The following is a 14,172-nucleotide window of genomic DNA, read 5'->3' as shown; positions in this document are numbered from 1 at the left end:
GCGGGCGAGGGTGCGTTTTGAGAACTACTGATTGCCCCAGTCCACCCAGCCCATCCGGGCCGAAAGCAGCACCAGCAGGCCGAAAGCGATGCGATACCAGGCAAACACGGTGAAGTCGTGGCGGCTGATGAAGCGGAGCAGTCCGCGCACCGCCAGAAAAGCGCTGAAGAAGGAGACGATGCCGCCGACGACGAACAGGTCGAGGTCGTCGACGCTGAACAGGTCGCGATGCTTGTAAACATCGTAGGACGTGGCCGCGAACATTGTCGGGATGGCCAGGAAAAAGGAGAATTCGGTGGCGGCGCGGCGGGACAGTCCGAAAAACAGTCCGCCGATAATGGTCGCGCCGGAGCGCGATGTGCCGGGTATCATCGACAAGGCCTGGGCGAAGCCCACCTTCAAGGCATCCCTCCAGGTCATGTCGTCGATCGATTCGGCACGGATGACGTGCTGCCTGCGCTCGGCCCAAATGATCAGCAGGCCGCCGACGATGAACGCCGATGCCACGACCACGGGATTGAACAAATAGGTTTTGATCTGTTTCAAAAAGAGAAAGCCCAGCACCGCGGCGGGCAGAAAGGATACGGTCAGATTAACCGCCAGCCGCTGCGACGGCGGGTCGGAGGTTATGCCCAGCAGAGTCTGCCACAGCCGGACTCGGTACTCCCAAACGACGGCCAGAATCGCCGCAAACTGAATGGCGATTTCAAAGACCTTGCCTTTTTCATCGTTAAAGCCCAGCAATTGTCCTGTCAGGATCAGGTGTCCGGTGGAAGAAACGGGTAAAAATTCGGTCAAGCCCTCGACAATGCCGAGGATGATCGCATGAAGCAAGGAGGCGGGATCGGCCATGAACGGATCGGAATTCAGCGGTAATGAGGCGGCAATGATACAAGAAAATTATTACGAAAAAATTAACGCTTCATCGATTCGAAAAATTCGGCGTTCGTCTTGAAGTCTTTCAGCTTGCCGATCAGGAATTCGGAGGCGGCGGTTTCATCCATCGGTTGCAGTATTTTGCGCAGAATCCAGGTTTTTTGCAGCGTGTCGGGATCAACCAGGTATTCTTCCCGGCGGGTGCCGGAGCGATTGATGTTAATGGCCGGATAAATCCGCTTTTCGGCAATCTTGCGGTCGAGATGCAATTCCATGTTGCCGGTGCCCTTGAACTCTTCGTAGATGACTTCATCCATTCTCGAACCGGTATCGATCAGCGCGGTGGCGATGATGGTCAGGCTGCCCCCTTCTTCGATGTTTCGCGCCGCGCCGAAAAAGCGTTTGGGTTTTTCCAGGGCATTGGCGTCGACGCCGCCGGTAAGGATTTTGCCGGAAGAAGGCACGACGGTGTTGTAGGCCCGGGCCAGACGGGTAATCGAGTCTAACAAAATGACCACGTCGTGTTTATGCTCGACCAGACGGCGGGCTTTTTCGATGACCATTTCCGCCACTTGAACATGGCGGGTCGCCGGTTCGTCGAACGTGCTGGAGATCACTTCGCCGCGCACGCAACGCTCCATTTCGGTCACTTCTTCCGGACGTTCGTCGATCAGTAGAACGATCAGGTAACATTCGGGATTCTTGTCGGCAATCGCCTGGGCCAGGCTTTGCAGGATCATGGTTTTACCGGCTTTCGGCGGGGACACGATCAAGCCGCGCTGGCCCTTGCCGATGGGAGCGATCAAATCGATGATGCGCCCGGTCAAATCTTCGCTGGTGCCGTTGCCTTGTTCGAGCACAAAACGCTCCTTGGCAAACAGCGGGGTGAGATTGGAGAAATAAATTTTGTTTTTGGTGTTTTCCGGAGGCTCGAAATTGATCTGCTCCACCTTGAGCATGGCGAAATAGCGCTCATTATCCTTCGGCGGCCGGATCTTGCCGCTGATGGTGTCGCCGGTCTTCAATGAAAACCGTCTGATCTGGCTGGGCGATACATAAATATCGTCGGGTCCTGCCAGATAAGAACAGCCCGGAGTACGCAAAAAACCAAAACCGTCTTGCAAAATTTCCAGAACGCCGTCACCGTAGATGTCATCCCCGGCTTTTGCCTGCTTTTTCAAAATAGCGAAAATCAAATCCTGCTTTCGTGAGCGGGCAACGTTTTCAAGTCCCAGGGACTCGGCTATTTCTATAACTTCACTGATTTGTTTTAGTTTTAACTCGGTTAGATTCATAAAAAAGACAATTCGCAGGAGAGTAGGTACGGAGTTGATCCGTAATTACCCGAACAGGATTCAGATTTAAGGGGTGCAGTGTATCGGACGATATGCTGGAAGACACCGGACCTGGCGCCTTCATTAAGTATAGCTTAAATTCTCGAACCCGTCTAATAATTATGACGGGTCGAGTGAGGGGCATCTATTTAAATATTGCTGTCAAGAAATGAAGCGAGTTGGGATTTGGTTAAAGCGCCAACTTTGGTCGCTTCCACTTCGCCGTCCTTGAACAGCATCAGCGTGGGAATTCCGCGTACGCCATAATGCTGGGGGGTTTTGGGATTCTCGTCAATGTTCAATTTAACGACGGTCAATTTGCCCGCATAATCTTTAGCTATTTCATCCAGAACCGGGGCAATCATTTTGCAAGGACCGCACCATTCAGCCCAGTAATCAACCAGAACAGGACCGCTAGCTTTAATAACTTTTTCGTTAAATTCGCTATCACTCACATGAAGGACTGAGTCGCTCACACTATTTCTCCAACAAATTAAAATTAAAACTATAGGAGGGATGAAGCACGTAGTCAATCAATTTCTAGTTAATCGGGTACTGCCAATTTGATTTTTACGTTATGCTATAGAGACTATGAATACGACACATTTAACCGAAACCCGTTTCAGCAATCTGGAATTGTCCGATTCAATCCTGACCGGTTTGACTCAGGCCGGATTCAAGTACTGTACTCCGATTCAGGATAGAGCATTGCCCTTGCTGTTGCGCGACAAGGACATTGCCGGCCAGGCGCAGACCGGCACCGGCAAGACCGCTACGTTTCTGCTGGCCACTTTTCAGCGCCTGGTCAATGACGTCGAAGGCGCCGGCGAGGAAGAGGAAGCTTCCGAAGCCGATGTGAAAAAGCCCAAGCCTCCTGCCGGAAGCGGCAGGAACAGAAACCCGCGGGCGATCATTCTGGCGCCGACCCGTGAGCTTGCCATTCAGATCCATAAGGACGCCTTGCAGCTCAGCAAGCCTCTTAATCTCAGGTTCGCTTTGATTTACGGCGGCACCGACTATCAAAAACAACTGGATCGAATCAAATCGAACGTCGACGTCATCATCGGCACGCCGGGGCGCATCATCGATTTTTACCGGCAGAACGCCTTTACCCTGGATCACATCCAGGTCAGCGTTCTCGATGAAGCCGATCGCATGTTCGATTTGGGCTTCATCAAGGACATCCGTTATCTGTTTCGGCGCATGCCGCCGCCGGAAACGCGGCTGAACATGCTGTTTTCGGCGACCTTGTCCTATAAGGTTACGGAACTGGCCTATGAACACATGAACAATCCGGTGCTGATTCGCATCGAGGCCGAGGCGGTGACTTCCAAAGCCATCCGGCAAAGCGCCTTTTGCCCGTCCAACGAGCAGAAAATACCGTTGTTGCTCGGCATATTGAATCAATATCAGCCCCAGCGCAGCATTATTTTTGTCAACACCAAAAAATGCGCGGAACAACTGGACGACGTCCTCAACGTCAACGGTTATAAAACGGCCGCTTTAAGCGGCGACGTGCCGCAGGAAAAACGTCAGCGGATTCTCAACGATTTTCAGGAAAACAACATTACCCTGCTGATTGCAACCGACGTCGCGGCCCGCGGGCTGCACATTCCCGACGTTTCCCACGTGATCAATTACGATCTGCCGCAGGACGTGGAGGATTACGTGCACCGGATCGGGCGCACCGCGCGCTTTGGCGCGAGCGGCGAAGCGATCAGCTTTATCTGCGAGGAATACGCCTATTCGATGCCCGACATAGAAGAATACATCGGGGAAAAAATACCGGTCAAGCCGGTGGCCAGGGAGCTGTTGGCCGAGGCGGTCGTCCCCGAGAGAAAGCCCGAAAAGCCCCGCGGCGAGTTTCAGCGCAAGCGTTCGAAGCCGGGTAGAAACCGCAAGCCTAGAGCCCCGTCATCAGTTCTCGGAAGTCCTCAATAGCCGGATAATCGATAATTACCTTTTTGGGTAGCCGCGTGTCCGATCGGCTGACCGAAACCAGATGCCGAATGCCGAATTGCCGGGCGGCATGAAGCACCGCCAGGCTGTCGTCGATCAGCAGCGCACCGTGTTTGTCGAAAGGGTGTTTTTCTTGCAGCAAAGGCCAGAATCCCGGATGTTCCTTCGGCAGGCCGAAGTCGTGGGAGCTGAAAATTCCGTCGAAAAACGGCTGCAGACAGGTTTTTTCCATCTTCAGGCCCAAACTGTGCCGGTACGCATTGGTGACCAGCAGCACCTGTTTCGGCGATCGCCTGATCTTTTCAAGAAACTCGACGACGTGCGGCAGAACCGCGATCAGTCCCGAAATCTCCGCTTTCAGGCCGGCGATATCCAGAGCCAGCGCCCGGCTCCAGTAGTCAAGGCAGTACCATTCCAACTTTCCTTCCATGCTTTTGAAGCGGGGTTCCAGTTGTTCCTTGGCGGCGCCGAGAGAAAGACCGTGCCGTTCCGCATATTTCAGCGGTACAAACTCTTTCCAGAAATGATTGTCGAAATTCAAGTCCAGCAAAGTGCCGTCCATGTCCAGTAAAACGGTGTCAATTTTATTCCAATCGATGATCATTGTGCGTTATAGTAACCTTTATAGATTAAAGCTTCCCCGCCCGGCATGTCCGAGCGGGGAGTGGCTCAAGCCCGCAGGGCGGTGAGACGCAAGCGTTACCGGCATTTATTGAAGTTTTAGTGTTATCATAACACCGTGGCTGAAAAACCGATCATTCTCAACAAAACCACCGTTGCCAAGAGCCGGCTATTTCATATCGAATCGCTCGTCATTGAGTTCAGCAACGGCGAGCAGCGGAATTACGAACGGCTGATCCGGGGCAATGCCGGCGGCGGAGCCGTGCTGGTCGTGCCGATGATGGACCCGGAAACCGTGTTGCTGATCCGCGAATATTCCGCCGGCGTGCACCGCTACGAACTGGGCTTGCCGAAAGGCAAAACCGACCCCGGCGAGTCGTTCCTCGAAGCCGCCAACCGCGAGCTGAAGGAGGAAATCGGCTTCGGCGCCCGCAAACTGCACCATCTCAGTTCCTTCTCGATCGCTCCTTCCTATCTCGAGCACATGACCGAGATCATCGTCGCCGAAGACCTGTACGCCGAAAAACTGCCTGGCGACGAGCCGGAAGAACTCGAAGTCGTTCCCTGGAAAATAAGCCGGATCAACGAACTGATCGCGACCGGCGAATGCACCGAGGCACGCTCGATTGCCGCTTTGTTCATGACTCTGGAATATTTCAAGGCGCTGTTGGGATAGCTTTTCCCTGAGCAGCTTGTTCGGCAGGCAGGAATGTTTCCGGACCATCGGCCTCGTGTTCTTCCATATTTTGCGTTTACTGGCTTCTCTTTCCGGCTGCGTACAGGGCGGCCGGAAAGGCGAAGGAGCGCGGTCTGTTAAACGCACGGATTAACCGATATAATTAAAGGTTTAACCTAATCTGGTGAGATCAGTGGATATCAAGACTTACATGCGCAGCCTGGGGGAAAGCGCCCGAGCGGCCGGAAGAGAAATCAGCCGGACCGATACGGGTAAAAAAAACCGGGCTTTGCTGGCCATTGCCGAAGCCATTGCCGGCAGCGAGGAGAGACTGATTGCGGAGAATCGCAAGGACATGGACGCCGGCAGAAGCCGTGGATTGGACGCCGCGCTGCTGGACCGGCTGGAGTTGACCCCGAAAAGCCTGAAGGCGATGGTCGAAGGCTTGCATCAGGTGGCCGCCTTGCCCGATCCGGTCGGAGAGATCACTGATTTGAACTACCGGCCCAGCGGTATTCAAGTCGGCCGGATGCGCGTGCCTCTGGGCGTCATCGGCATCATATACGAGTCGCGCCCCAACGTTACCGTCGATGCCGCGGCCTTGTGCCTGAAATCCGGCAATGCCTGCATTTTACGAGGCGGCTCCGAAGCCATCCATTCCAACCGGGCGATTGCCGCCTGCATCGCGCAAGGACTGGAAGCGGCCGGATTGCCGGTCGACGCCGTGCAGATTGTGGCGACGGCGGACCGAGCCGCGGTCGGCGAGCTGATTACCATGAATGAGTATGTCGACGTCATCGTACCGCGCGGCGGTAAAAGCCTGATCGAGCGCATTGCCGGGGAGGCGACGATTCCGGTCATCAAGCATCTGGACGGCGTCTGTCATGTCTATATCGACGACTCGGCCGATTGCGACAAGGCCGTCCGCATCGCCGACAATGCCAAAACCCATCGCTATGGCGTTTGCAATGCGATGGAAACCCTGCTGGTCGCCGAAGGGATCGCGAGCAGGATTTTGCCGCGGCTGGCCGAAATTTACGCAGGCAAAGGGGTGGAGCTTCGAGGTTGCCTGAAAACCTGTTCGTTGATTCCCGGTTGTCAAAGAGCCACGGAAGAGGACTGGCATACCGAATATCTGGCGCCGATCCTCTCGATCCGGGTCGTTGCCGGCATCGACGAAGCCATCGCGCACATCAATCAATACGGTTCGGCCCATACCGACGCCATTGTGACGGAAAATTACACGCTGGCGCGCCGCTTTCTCAGGGAAGTGGATTCGAGTTCGGTAATGGTCAATGCCTCGACGCGTTTCGCCGACGGTTTCGAGTACGGTCTGGGCGCCGAAATCGGCATCAGCACCGACAAGCTGCATGCGCGGGGGCCGGTCGGTTTGACAGGATTGACCTCGCTGAAGTACGTCGTCCTGGGCGACGGTCACGTCCGGCAGTAAATGATCGGTATTTTCGGCGGCACTTTCGATCCGGTACATTACGGTCATTTACGTTCGGCGCTTGAGGCCAAGGAACTTTTCGGGCTGTCCGAAGTCCGATTGATTCCGTGTTCGGTGCCGCCTCATCGCCCTCAGCCGGTGGCGGCGCCGTTTCAGCGTTTGCAAATGCTCAAGCTCGGGATAAACAACCGGCCGGGGTGGGTGGTCGATACCCGGGAACTGGACCGGGCAGGACCGTCGTATATGGTGGATACGCTGCGTTCGTTGCGTAACGAATTCCCGGGCCGGCCCCTGCTGCTCTTTATCGGCTGCGATGCCTTTAACGGTTTAACCTCCTGGCACCGATGGCAGCATCTGTTCGAGTATGCCCATCTTGCGGTTCTGACTCGCCCGGGCTTTGCGCCGCAGCCGCTGAACGAGTTTTTTAAACTCAGGTTGGCCGAAGAGAAAGAGCAACTGAGGCAGGCGCCGGCGGGAAAACTGTTTTTCCAGCCGATTACTTTGCTCGATGTTTCGGCCACCCGGATCAGGCAAGCGATTGCCGAAAAGCGGAATCCCGATTTTTTATTGCCGGATGCTGTCCTAGACTATATTCGTAGCCAGGGGCTTTATGAAAAATGATGAATTTATTTTACCGTTGGAAATTTGAATGCAAGCAGAACAGTTATTGAACATTGTCCGGCAGGTTTTGGACGAACGGAAAGGACAATACATTACGGTCCTGGATGTTCGCGGCAAGACCAGTTTTACCGATTACATGGTCCTGGTGACCGGGACTTCCGACCGGCATTTGAAAACCTTATGCGATTACGTGGTGGAAAAAGTCGAAGAGAACGGCGTTAAGCCTCTGGGCGTGGAAGGCGATCTCGGCTCGGACTGGGTGCTCGTCGATCTCGGCGACGTCATCGTGCATGCTATGACGGCTCAGGCCCGCGAGTTTTATCAGCTTGAAAAATTGTGGTCGGTGGAACGGCCCAAAGAAAGCGAACAGGCTGCCGGCTGACCGGCCGATACGATTCGGTTCAGGCGCAGGATGCGATTCCGGCTGTAGTTTAAGGCGGGGCCGGCTTTCTGTTTTATCTGGGCATCTTTCTTGGCGGGCATCGATTAAGTCTGCGCCCAGCGGGTTCGCGGCCGGCTCACTCCGATGCCCTGGCTTTTTTCATTCCTGGCAATTTTTCCCGACTCTCATGTCCGCTCCTTCAACTATGCTTCGCATCGCAGTCACTCCCGGCGAACCCGCCGGCATCGGCCCCGATCTCTGCCTTCAACTGGCTCTGAGGAATTGGCCGTGCGAACTGGTCCTGATCGCCAATGCGGAATTCTTGCGCCAGCGTGCCGAAGCGATGGGACTCAATATCCGGATCAAGGAATTCAACGGGGCTTTGCCGGCCTCGGCTCAAGAGGCCGGTGTATTGACCGTTTGGTCCGTGGGGCTGGCGGAGCCGGTGCAAGCCGGCGTGTTGAATCCGGCGAACAGCCGTTATGTTCTGAAAACCATTACCAAAGCAGCGAAAGGCTGCATGGATGGTCTGTTCGACGCCATGGTCACGGGGCCGGTCCACAAAGGAGTTATAAACGACGCTGGCTTCTCCTTTTCCGGTCATACGGAATATATTGCCGATCTCACCGGCGGGTGGCCGGTGATGATGCTGGCGACCTCGGGGCTCAGGGTGGCTCTGGCCACCACCCATTTGCCGCTTGCCGAAGTCAGTAGGGCCATAACCCATACCCGGTTGAGACAGGTCATTCGGGTGCTTGCGCATGACCTCTGCACACGATTCAAGCTCGAAAATCCCAGAATTCTGGTCTGCGGCCTGAATCCTCATGCCGGCGAAAACGGCCATCTCGGCCGCGAAGAAATCGACGTCGTCGAGCCGGTGCTTGCCGGTTTTCGCGAGCAGGGGTTGAATCTGATCGGCCCGCTGCCCGCCGATACCTTGTTTACTCCCAAATATCTTGACTCCGCCGATGCCGTATTGGCTATGTATCACGATCAAGGATTGCCGGTATTGAAGCATATGGGCTTCGGCCGCGCCGTCAATATTACGCTGGGTCTGCCCATCATCCGCACGTCGGTCGATCACGGCACGGCGCTGGATCTGGCCGCCACCGGCAAGGCCGACGGCGGCAGTCTGCAACTGGCTCTCGATACCGCTCTGGCGATGGCCTCGAAACCGATCCGATAGAATGATGCACATTCCCCGCAAACGCTTTGGGCAAAATTTTCTTCACGATGCTTCCGTTATTAGGCAGATCCTGTCTTCAGTTCAGGCACGGCCGGGCGAGCATTGGGTCGAGATTGGGCCGGGGCAGGGCGCTCTGACCGAACCTTTGCTGAAAACAGGCGTCCGTCTCGATCTCGTCGAGCTGGACCGGGATCTGGTCGCCTTGCTCAAGGCCCAATTCCATGGCCATCCGAACCTGACGGTGCACAGCGTCGATGCGTTGAAATTCGATTTCAAGGCGCTTGCCGGGGATGGGGAAAAGCTGCGCATCATCGGCAATCTGCCCTATAACATATCGACTCCGCTGATGTTCCACCTGCTGGAAACGGCCGGATGCATCGAGGACATGCATTTTATGTTGCAAAAAGAGGTGGTCGAACGCCTCTGTGCCGCTCCCGGCAGTAAACAATACGGCAGGCTCGGCATTATGATGCAGTATTATTGTGCCGCCGAATGGTTGTTCGACGTGCCGCCGGAAAGTTTCGATCCCGTGCCCAAGGTGACGTCGGCCGTGGTGAAGCTGACGCCGCATGCGACTCCGCCGGTTCGGGTGAACAACATGGCGAAGTTTAACGAAGTGGTTACCCACGCTTTTTCGCAGCGGCGCAAAACGATCCGGAACTCGCTGAAGAAACTGATTCCCGAGGATCAATGGGCCGGTTTGACCATCGATCCCGGCGATAGAGCGGAAAATCTCTCCCTGGCCGACTACGCCAAAATAAGCAATTGGTACGACGCCGAATCAAAACAGTTGACAAACAGGCTCTGACTGGTATGCGACAATATGTCACATTTTATTAGTTGTTAATATAGCTATAATTTATTCAACTCTTGAGATGCAAACTTCCTCCTTGGCAAGTCAGAGTTTTATATCCTTCTCTAATGCAACCATCGGTTGCATTTTTTTTGCCCGCGATTTAGCCGTCGGCAACGCCGTTTAACTCTTTTTCGTTTGCACGTTGCCCCCGGAGTTGGACGATTTTTATCTCCGGTACCTGCCGCAAAAAATTAATTTTTCCTGGATCCCATTGTTCTCGCAATAATTAGTTGGAAAATCCGTATGGATTCTGATAGATTTCGAAATCGTTCACAGTTGAAAAAAGAATTCGCCTAAAGAAAGCTGTTTATATCGGCATGATTTCGATAATAAACCATTAAATTAAATTAAATTAAATTGCATTTTCACTAAGTTAACGGGGGGGATTATGGAAGCACTCGCTACGATTCCATTGGAAATTCAGGCGACGTTCGCCGGTGTTTTAATCGTCGCACTGGTCACGGTTTTGGAAATTCTGGATTTACGACGGGCAATAAGGAGCCACGAGCAAAAGATACAGGCGCTTTCGGATTCTTCGGCATCGCCCGGGGCGAAGACGCCGAGCCGTGGAGCCTCCGCCAGAAAGAAAAAATACCGTGTGGTGTCCTTGTTCAGCCTTACTCTGGAGTTTATTTTCGGGCTGGTCGTATTGGCCGTGTTTGCAGGCTGGACTTATTATCTGGTTCAAGAGGGATTTATCGGTTCGGCCATTGTTTCCGGGCTGACCGCCGTCCTAGGCATTGTGATGCCGTTTGTCGTTTGGCTTGCCAGTAAACGGAAAAATAAAGAAATGGCGCAGCTTCTGAAGGAAATCGAAAGTCGTCCGGTCCCGTCGGCAGCGCCCGAGAGAACGCCGGCGGCAACGGCTCCGCAATTGGCGGGAGCCGAGCTGGTGGAAACCCAACGGAAACCTACGCCGGTGGAAAAGACCGTTGCTCGGGCCCAGACCGTTTCCGAGCCCGAGCCGAAGGTAACCGCAATGCCCGAACCGGCAGCCCCGATCATTGAAACTCGAGCCGCTGAATCGGCGCCCGTGGTGGCCGAAGTTCAGGAAAAAGTTCCTTACAAGGAACGGATCCCCGAAGATTCAATGCTTCGGCGCCACTATCTCGCCCATATCCGGATGCTGAAACAGTCCGTCGAAGTAACCCACGAGATGCCGTCCGAATGGCCGGCTCGCCCGACCGATTCAATGCTGCGTCGGCATTACGACTCGTGGATGGCCGTTCTGCAGTCGTCCGCATCGGCCAGGGAACCGGTGCCTGTACAGCAAGTTGAACCGGCGGCGGCAGCAATTCAAATCGAGCAGAAAGCGGCAGCGGTTCGGGAGCTCTCCGCTTGTGAATGCTTGCCTCAGGATTCGATGCTGAGAAGGCATTATCTGACCACCTTGCGCTGTCGTCTGGAATCGGCCTTGCCGCCTTGTCCCACCGATTCCATGTTGAGGCGACATTTTGACAACTGGAAAAACGTCCAGCTCGATCGGGAGATCGCCAAGTATATGAAAAGAATGACGATTTGAAGCGATCAGTTAAAACATGCAGTTCCCCGGCTCGGCCGGGGAATTCCTGAAAGCAGAAAGCTCGCTGGCATTCATTCTCTTTCTAAACAATCTTCTTTTTGCGCAACCGGAGCACGGCGGTTGTTTTGCTTCCGGCGCATGAGCCGGTCCGGCCTTCCTCAATCATTGACTCGTCGAACGACTTTCCACCTCAATGGGAGAGCGTCGCGGTTGGTTGGCTTTTCCCGAAACGGCTGCCGCCCAAGAAACAAGGACGGCGGCGGACATTCTAATGTCTGGAAAAGCACTCTCTTCCGGCCTGATTTTCAAGTTTCCTTCGGTCTGTTGTTGTTGCCATCTCTTTCTGCCTTCGCCTGTATTCCGGTATAATTCAAGATTTAATCCAAGGTAATGAGTTGATATGTCGGAAATCAATAAAGTAGTGCTGGCTTATTCAGGAGGTCTGGACACTTCCGTAATTCTGAAATGGCTGCAGGACGTTTATTCCTGCGAAGTGGTCACTTTTACGGCCGATTTGGGGCAGGGCGAAGAAGTGGAGCCGGCGCGGGCAAAAGCACAGGCATTGGGCATCAAGGAAATTTATATTGACGATCTGCGCGAGGAATTCGCGCGCGATTTTGTCTTTCCCATGTTTCGCGCCAATACCATTTATGAGGGCGAATATCTGTTGGGCACTTCGATCGCTCGCCCTCTGATTGCCAAGCGGCTGATCGAGATTGCCAATGAGACCGGAGCCGCGGCCATTTCTCACGGTGCCACCGGCAAAGGCAACGACCAGGTGCGGTTCGAACTGGGCGCTTATGCTCTGCGTCCCGATATCCGCATTATCGCGCCGTGGCGCGAATGGCATTTGACTTCCCGCCAAACGCTGCTGGATTATGCCGAAAAGCACGGCATTCCGGTCGAGATGAAAAAAGGAAAGGCCTCGCCTTATTCGATGGACGCGAATCTGCTGCATATTTCCTACGAAGGTCGTGTTCTTGAAGATCCCTGGGCCGAGCCCGAAGAAGACATGTGGCGCTGGACGGTTTCTCCCGAGGCAGCGCCCGACAAAGCCACTTATATCGAACTGACCTACCGCCGGGGCGATATTGTCACGATCGACGACGTGCCTCACAGCCCGGCCGAAGTGCTGGCAAAATTGAATAAAATTGCCGGCAGCAACGGCATCGGCCGGCTCGACATCGTCGAAAACCGCTATGTCGGCATGAAGTCGCGAGGCTGTTACGAAACCCCGGCGGGCACCGTCATGCTGAAGGCGCACCGGGCGATCGAATCGCTGACCCTCGACCGGGAAGTGGCGCACTTGAAGGACGAGCTGATGCCGCGCTATGCCTCGTTGATCTATAACGGCTACTGGTGGAGTCCCGAAAGAAAGATGTTGCAGCAGATGATCGACGCTTCTCAGGAAAACGTCAACGGCAAGGTCCGCCTGAAACTTTACAAAGGCAACGTGATGGTCGTCGGCCGCAAGTCCGACAGCGACAGTCTTTTTGACGAGAGCATCGCGACTTTCGAAGAGGACGGCGGCGCCTACAATCAGAAGGATGCCGAAGGCTTCATCAAGCTCAATGCCTTGCGCATGAGAATCGCGGCGGCCAAGCGGTTACGGTAAAAACGCAAAAATAAAATACGGAAAAACGCCGATAAAAGGTATAATCGAATAGATCGGTGGCGTTTGCCCGGGGTGAAAGCGGCCTCTCGTGGACGCGCCGCAGGGATGCTTGACTTTCTGTGGATTTCTATAAGTAACTGATATAAAAGCGTTAGTGAAATCGCGTGGCCGGAGGATATGAATGCTGTCTTGAGAAGAAGGCCGCCTTTAATCTCCGGTGAATACTAAAAATAATAATTATTATGTATGGCCGGAAAGTGAAAGCCATCGGCTTCGGTGTCCGGCCAGCCTGTTCGGCGCAAGTGGCGAAAGATTGAAACCGGAAGCTCACAGAAGGGTTTCTTGCCATAGGCGCTTACCCGACAGGCCTGGCCGTTTGCTGAAACGAGGCGCGAGCCCTTCCGGATTTGAGAAGGTGAAAGAATGAGCGACATACGAGAAAAACAGGCACATTTAGTCGAAGCTCGAGGAATGCTGCAAACCATGCCCTCGAATTATGGCTTGATCAAGGTTAACCGAATCTTGTTGGCGATTGTTCTTTCGTTGATGTTTCTCGTGCTCGTTCTGGGGTTTTTGTTGGTTCCCGATCACGACCTCGTGCTTCGTAATAAACCCGTTTCCGATAACGCTTATCTCAGGGAAATGAATCCGGTGCTGTCCGCCGACGTCAATGCCTTGAAAGCGCAGATGATTGGCCTGGTCAGCGGCTCGATCGAAAGCAAATTGCGCATGCTGGAAGAGAGCGTCCGTATGGGAACGACCGCCAATTCCCTGGGCACGATTCAGGACTTGAAAAACGACATAAAAGTGCTGCGTTCCTATTCTCCGCCCGTCGAGAAAAACGATAAGGAAAGGATTGCCAATGAGCAGGTGCTTCAGGAAATTTCGCAACTGAAGCAATTGATCTATGTCAGTCTGGCTTCTTGCGGTCTGATGCTGGCTGCCGTCGCAGGCATCTGGTTGAAAAATTCCAACCGGTTGCCCTATGTAAAAGCGATCACCCATTATTTGAACAAGCGCTAGAGTTTTCGGTTCGCCCGTATTTGCCGATTGTCGAGGGACGGACGGATCCGT

The 14,172-nt window shown here is 54.2% G+C and carries 14 protein-coding genes; 10 read left to right on the top strand and 4 right to left on the bottom strand.

Features of this window, described 5'->3' with window-relative positions:
• Window positions 1-24 precede the first annotated feature (24 nt).
• The 3 genes from A3OW_RS0112930 to trxA form a co-directional block, all read right to left on the bottom strand.
• Window positions 25-852, bottom strand: a complete 828-nt coding sequence (locus tag A3OW_RS0112930; RefSeq protein WP_020563862.1) for an undecaprenyl-diphosphate phosphatase — start codon at window positions 850-852, stop codon at window positions 25-27.
• A gap of 62 nt (window positions 853-914) precedes the next feature.
• Window positions 915-2,171, bottom strand: a complete 1,257-nt coding sequence (gene rho / locus A3OW_RS0112925) for a transcription termination factor Rho (RefSeq protein ID WP_026223572.1) — start codon at window positions 2,169-2,171, stop codon at window positions 915-917.
• A 188-nt stretch (window positions 2,172-2,359) separates the two neighbouring features.
• Window positions 2,360-2,686, bottom strand: a complete 327-nt coding sequence (gene trxA / locus A3OW_RS0112920) for a thioredoxin TrxA (protein ID WP_026223571.1) — start codon at window positions 2,684-2,686, stop codon at window positions 2,360-2,362.
• A gap of 115 nt (window positions 2,687-2,801) precedes the next feature.
• On the opposite strand from trxA, the gene A3OW_RS0112915 reads away from it, so the two are divergent.
• Window positions 2,802-4,151 carry a DEAD/DEAH box helicase gene (locus A3OW_RS0112915; RefSeq protein ID WP_020563859.1) on the top strand — a complete coding sequence of 450 codons (1,350 nt, stop codon included), beginning with the start codon at window positions 2,802-2,804 and terminating at the stop codon, window positions 4,149-4,151.
• Here the strand turns inward: A3OW_RS0112915 and yrfG are convergent.
• Window positions 4,114-4,770 carry a GMP/IMP nucleotidase gene (gene yrfG, locus A3OW_RS0112910; protein WP_026223570.1) on the bottom strand — a complete coding sequence of 219 codons (657 nt, stop codon included), beginning with the start codon at window positions 4,768-4,770 and terminating at the stop codon, window positions 4,114-4,116. The genes A3OW_RS0112915 and yrfG overlap by 38 nt on opposite strands.
• A gap of 138 nt (window positions 4,771-4,908) precedes the next feature.
• Between yrfG and nudE the strand changes: the two genes are divergently transcribed.
• The 9 genes from nudE (at window position 4,909) to A3OW_RS0112855 (ending at window position 14,121) form a co-directional block, all read left to right on the top strand.
• The gene (gene nudE, locus A3OW_RS0112905) at window positions 4,909-5,466 is read left to right on the top strand and encodes an ADP compounds hydrolase NudE (protein ID WP_020563857.1); all 558 of its coding nucleotides are present in this window, start codon (window positions 4,909-4,911) and stop codon (window positions 5,464-5,466) included.
• 211 nt (window positions 5,467-5,677) lie between these two features.
• Complete coding sequence (locus A3OW_RS0112895; protein WP_198291376.1) at window positions 5,678-6,916, top strand: glutamate-5-semialdehyde dehydrogenase; 1,239 nt, start codon at window positions 5,678-5,680, stop codon at window positions 6,914-6,916.
• A complete protein-coding gene (nadD, locus tag A3OW_RS0112890) occupies window positions 6,917-7,537 on the top strand; it encodes a nicotinate-nucleotide adenylyltransferase (RefSeq protein ID WP_020563854.1) in 621 nt (206 codons plus the stop codon).
• A 28-nt stretch (window positions 7,538-7,565) separates the two neighbouring features.
• Entirely contained in the window at window positions 7,566-7,919 is a 354-nt protein-coding gene (rsfS, locus tag A3OW_RS0112885) for a ribosome silencing factor (protein WP_020563853.1), read from the top strand.
• Between the two features lie 187 nt (window positions 7,920-8,106).
• Window positions 8,107-9,105: a 4-hydroxythreonine-4-phosphate dehydrogenase PdxA gene (gene pdxA / locus A3OW_RS0112880; RefSeq protein ID WP_026223569.1), complete on the top strand. Its 999-nt coding sequence runs from the start codon at window positions 8,107-8,109 to the stop codon at window positions 9,103-9,105.
• A gap of 1 nt (window position 9,106) precedes the next feature.
• Window positions 9,107-9,913, top strand: a complete 807-nt coding sequence (gene rsmA / locus A3OW_RS0112875; RefSeq protein ID WP_033411735.1) for a 16S rRNA (adenine(1518)-N(6)/adenine(1519)-N(6))-dimethyltransferase RsmA — start codon at window positions 9,107-9,109, stop codon at window positions 9,911-9,913.
• 436 nt (window positions 9,914-10,349) lie between these two features.
• Window positions 10,350-11,483, top strand: coding sequence for a hypothetical protein (locus A3OW_RS24940; protein ID WP_020563850.1), 1,134 nt, complete (start codon window positions 10,350-10,352; stop codon window positions 11,481-11,483).
• Window positions 11,484-11,883: 400 nt separating this feature from the next.
• Complete coding sequence (locus tag A3OW_RS0112860) at window positions 11,884-13,098, top strand: argininosuccinate synthase (protein WP_020563848.1); 1,215 nt, start codon at window positions 11,884-11,886, stop codon at window positions 13,096-13,098.
• Between the two features lie 423 nt (window positions 13,099-13,521).
• Complete coding sequence (locus A3OW_RS0112855) at window positions 13,522-14,121, top strand: hypothetical protein (protein ID WP_026223568.1); 600 nt, start codon at window positions 13,522-13,524, stop codon at window positions 14,119-14,121.
• Window positions 14,122-14,172 lie beyond the last annotated feature (51 nt).

This window comes from Methylosarcina fibrata AML-C10 (genome assembly GCF_000372865.1).
GTDB classification, from domain to species: Bacteria; Pseudomonadota; Gammaproteobacteria; order Methylococcales; family Methylomonadaceae; genus Methylosarcina; species Methylosarcina fibrata.
This window is presented reverse-complemented; position numbering and strand designations above follow the sequence as displayed.

Coding starts and splice junctions, on each gene's coding strand:
- A3OW_RS0112930 (WP_020563862.1), bottom strand. CDS start 852: ATGGCCGATCCCGCCTCCTTGCTTCATGCGATCATCCTCGGCATTGTC.
- rho (WP_026223572.1), bottom strand. CDS start 2,171: ATGAATCTAACCGAGTTAAAACTAAAACAAATCAGTGAAGTTATAGAA.
- A3OW_RS0112915 (WP_020563859.1), top strand. CDS start 2,802: ATGAATACGACACATTTAACCGAAACCCGTTTCAGCAATCTGGAATTG.
- A3OW_RS0112895 (WP_198291376.1), top strand. CDS start 5,678: ATGCGCAGCCTGGGGGAAAGCGCCCGAGCGGCCGGAAGAGAAATCAGC.
- nadD (WP_020563854.1), top strand. CDS start 6,917: ATGATCGGTATTTTCGGCGGCACTTTCGATCCGGTACATTACGGTCAT.
- rsfS (WP_020563853.1), top strand. CDS start 7,566: ATGCAAGCAGAACAGTTATTGAACATTGTCCGGCAGGTTTTGGACGAA.
- pdxA (WP_026223569.1), top strand. CDS start 8,107: ATGTCCGCTCCTTCAACTATGCTTCGCATCGCAGTCACTCCCGGCGAA.
- rsmA (WP_033411735.1), top strand. CDS start 9,107: ATGATGCACATTCCCCGCAAACGCTTTGGGCAAAATTTTCTTCACGAT.
- A3OW_RS24940 (WP_020563850.1), top strand. CDS start 10,350: ATGGAAGCACTCGCTACGATTCCATTGGAAATTCAGGCGACGTTCGCC.
- A3OW_RS0112860 (WP_020563848.1), top strand. CDS start 11,884: ATGTCGGAAATCAATAAAGTAGTGCTGGCTTATTCAGGAGGTCTGGAC.
- A3OW_RS0112855 (WP_026223568.1), top strand. CDS start 13,522: ATGAGCGACATACGAGAAAAACAGGCACATTTAGTCGAAGCTCGAGGA.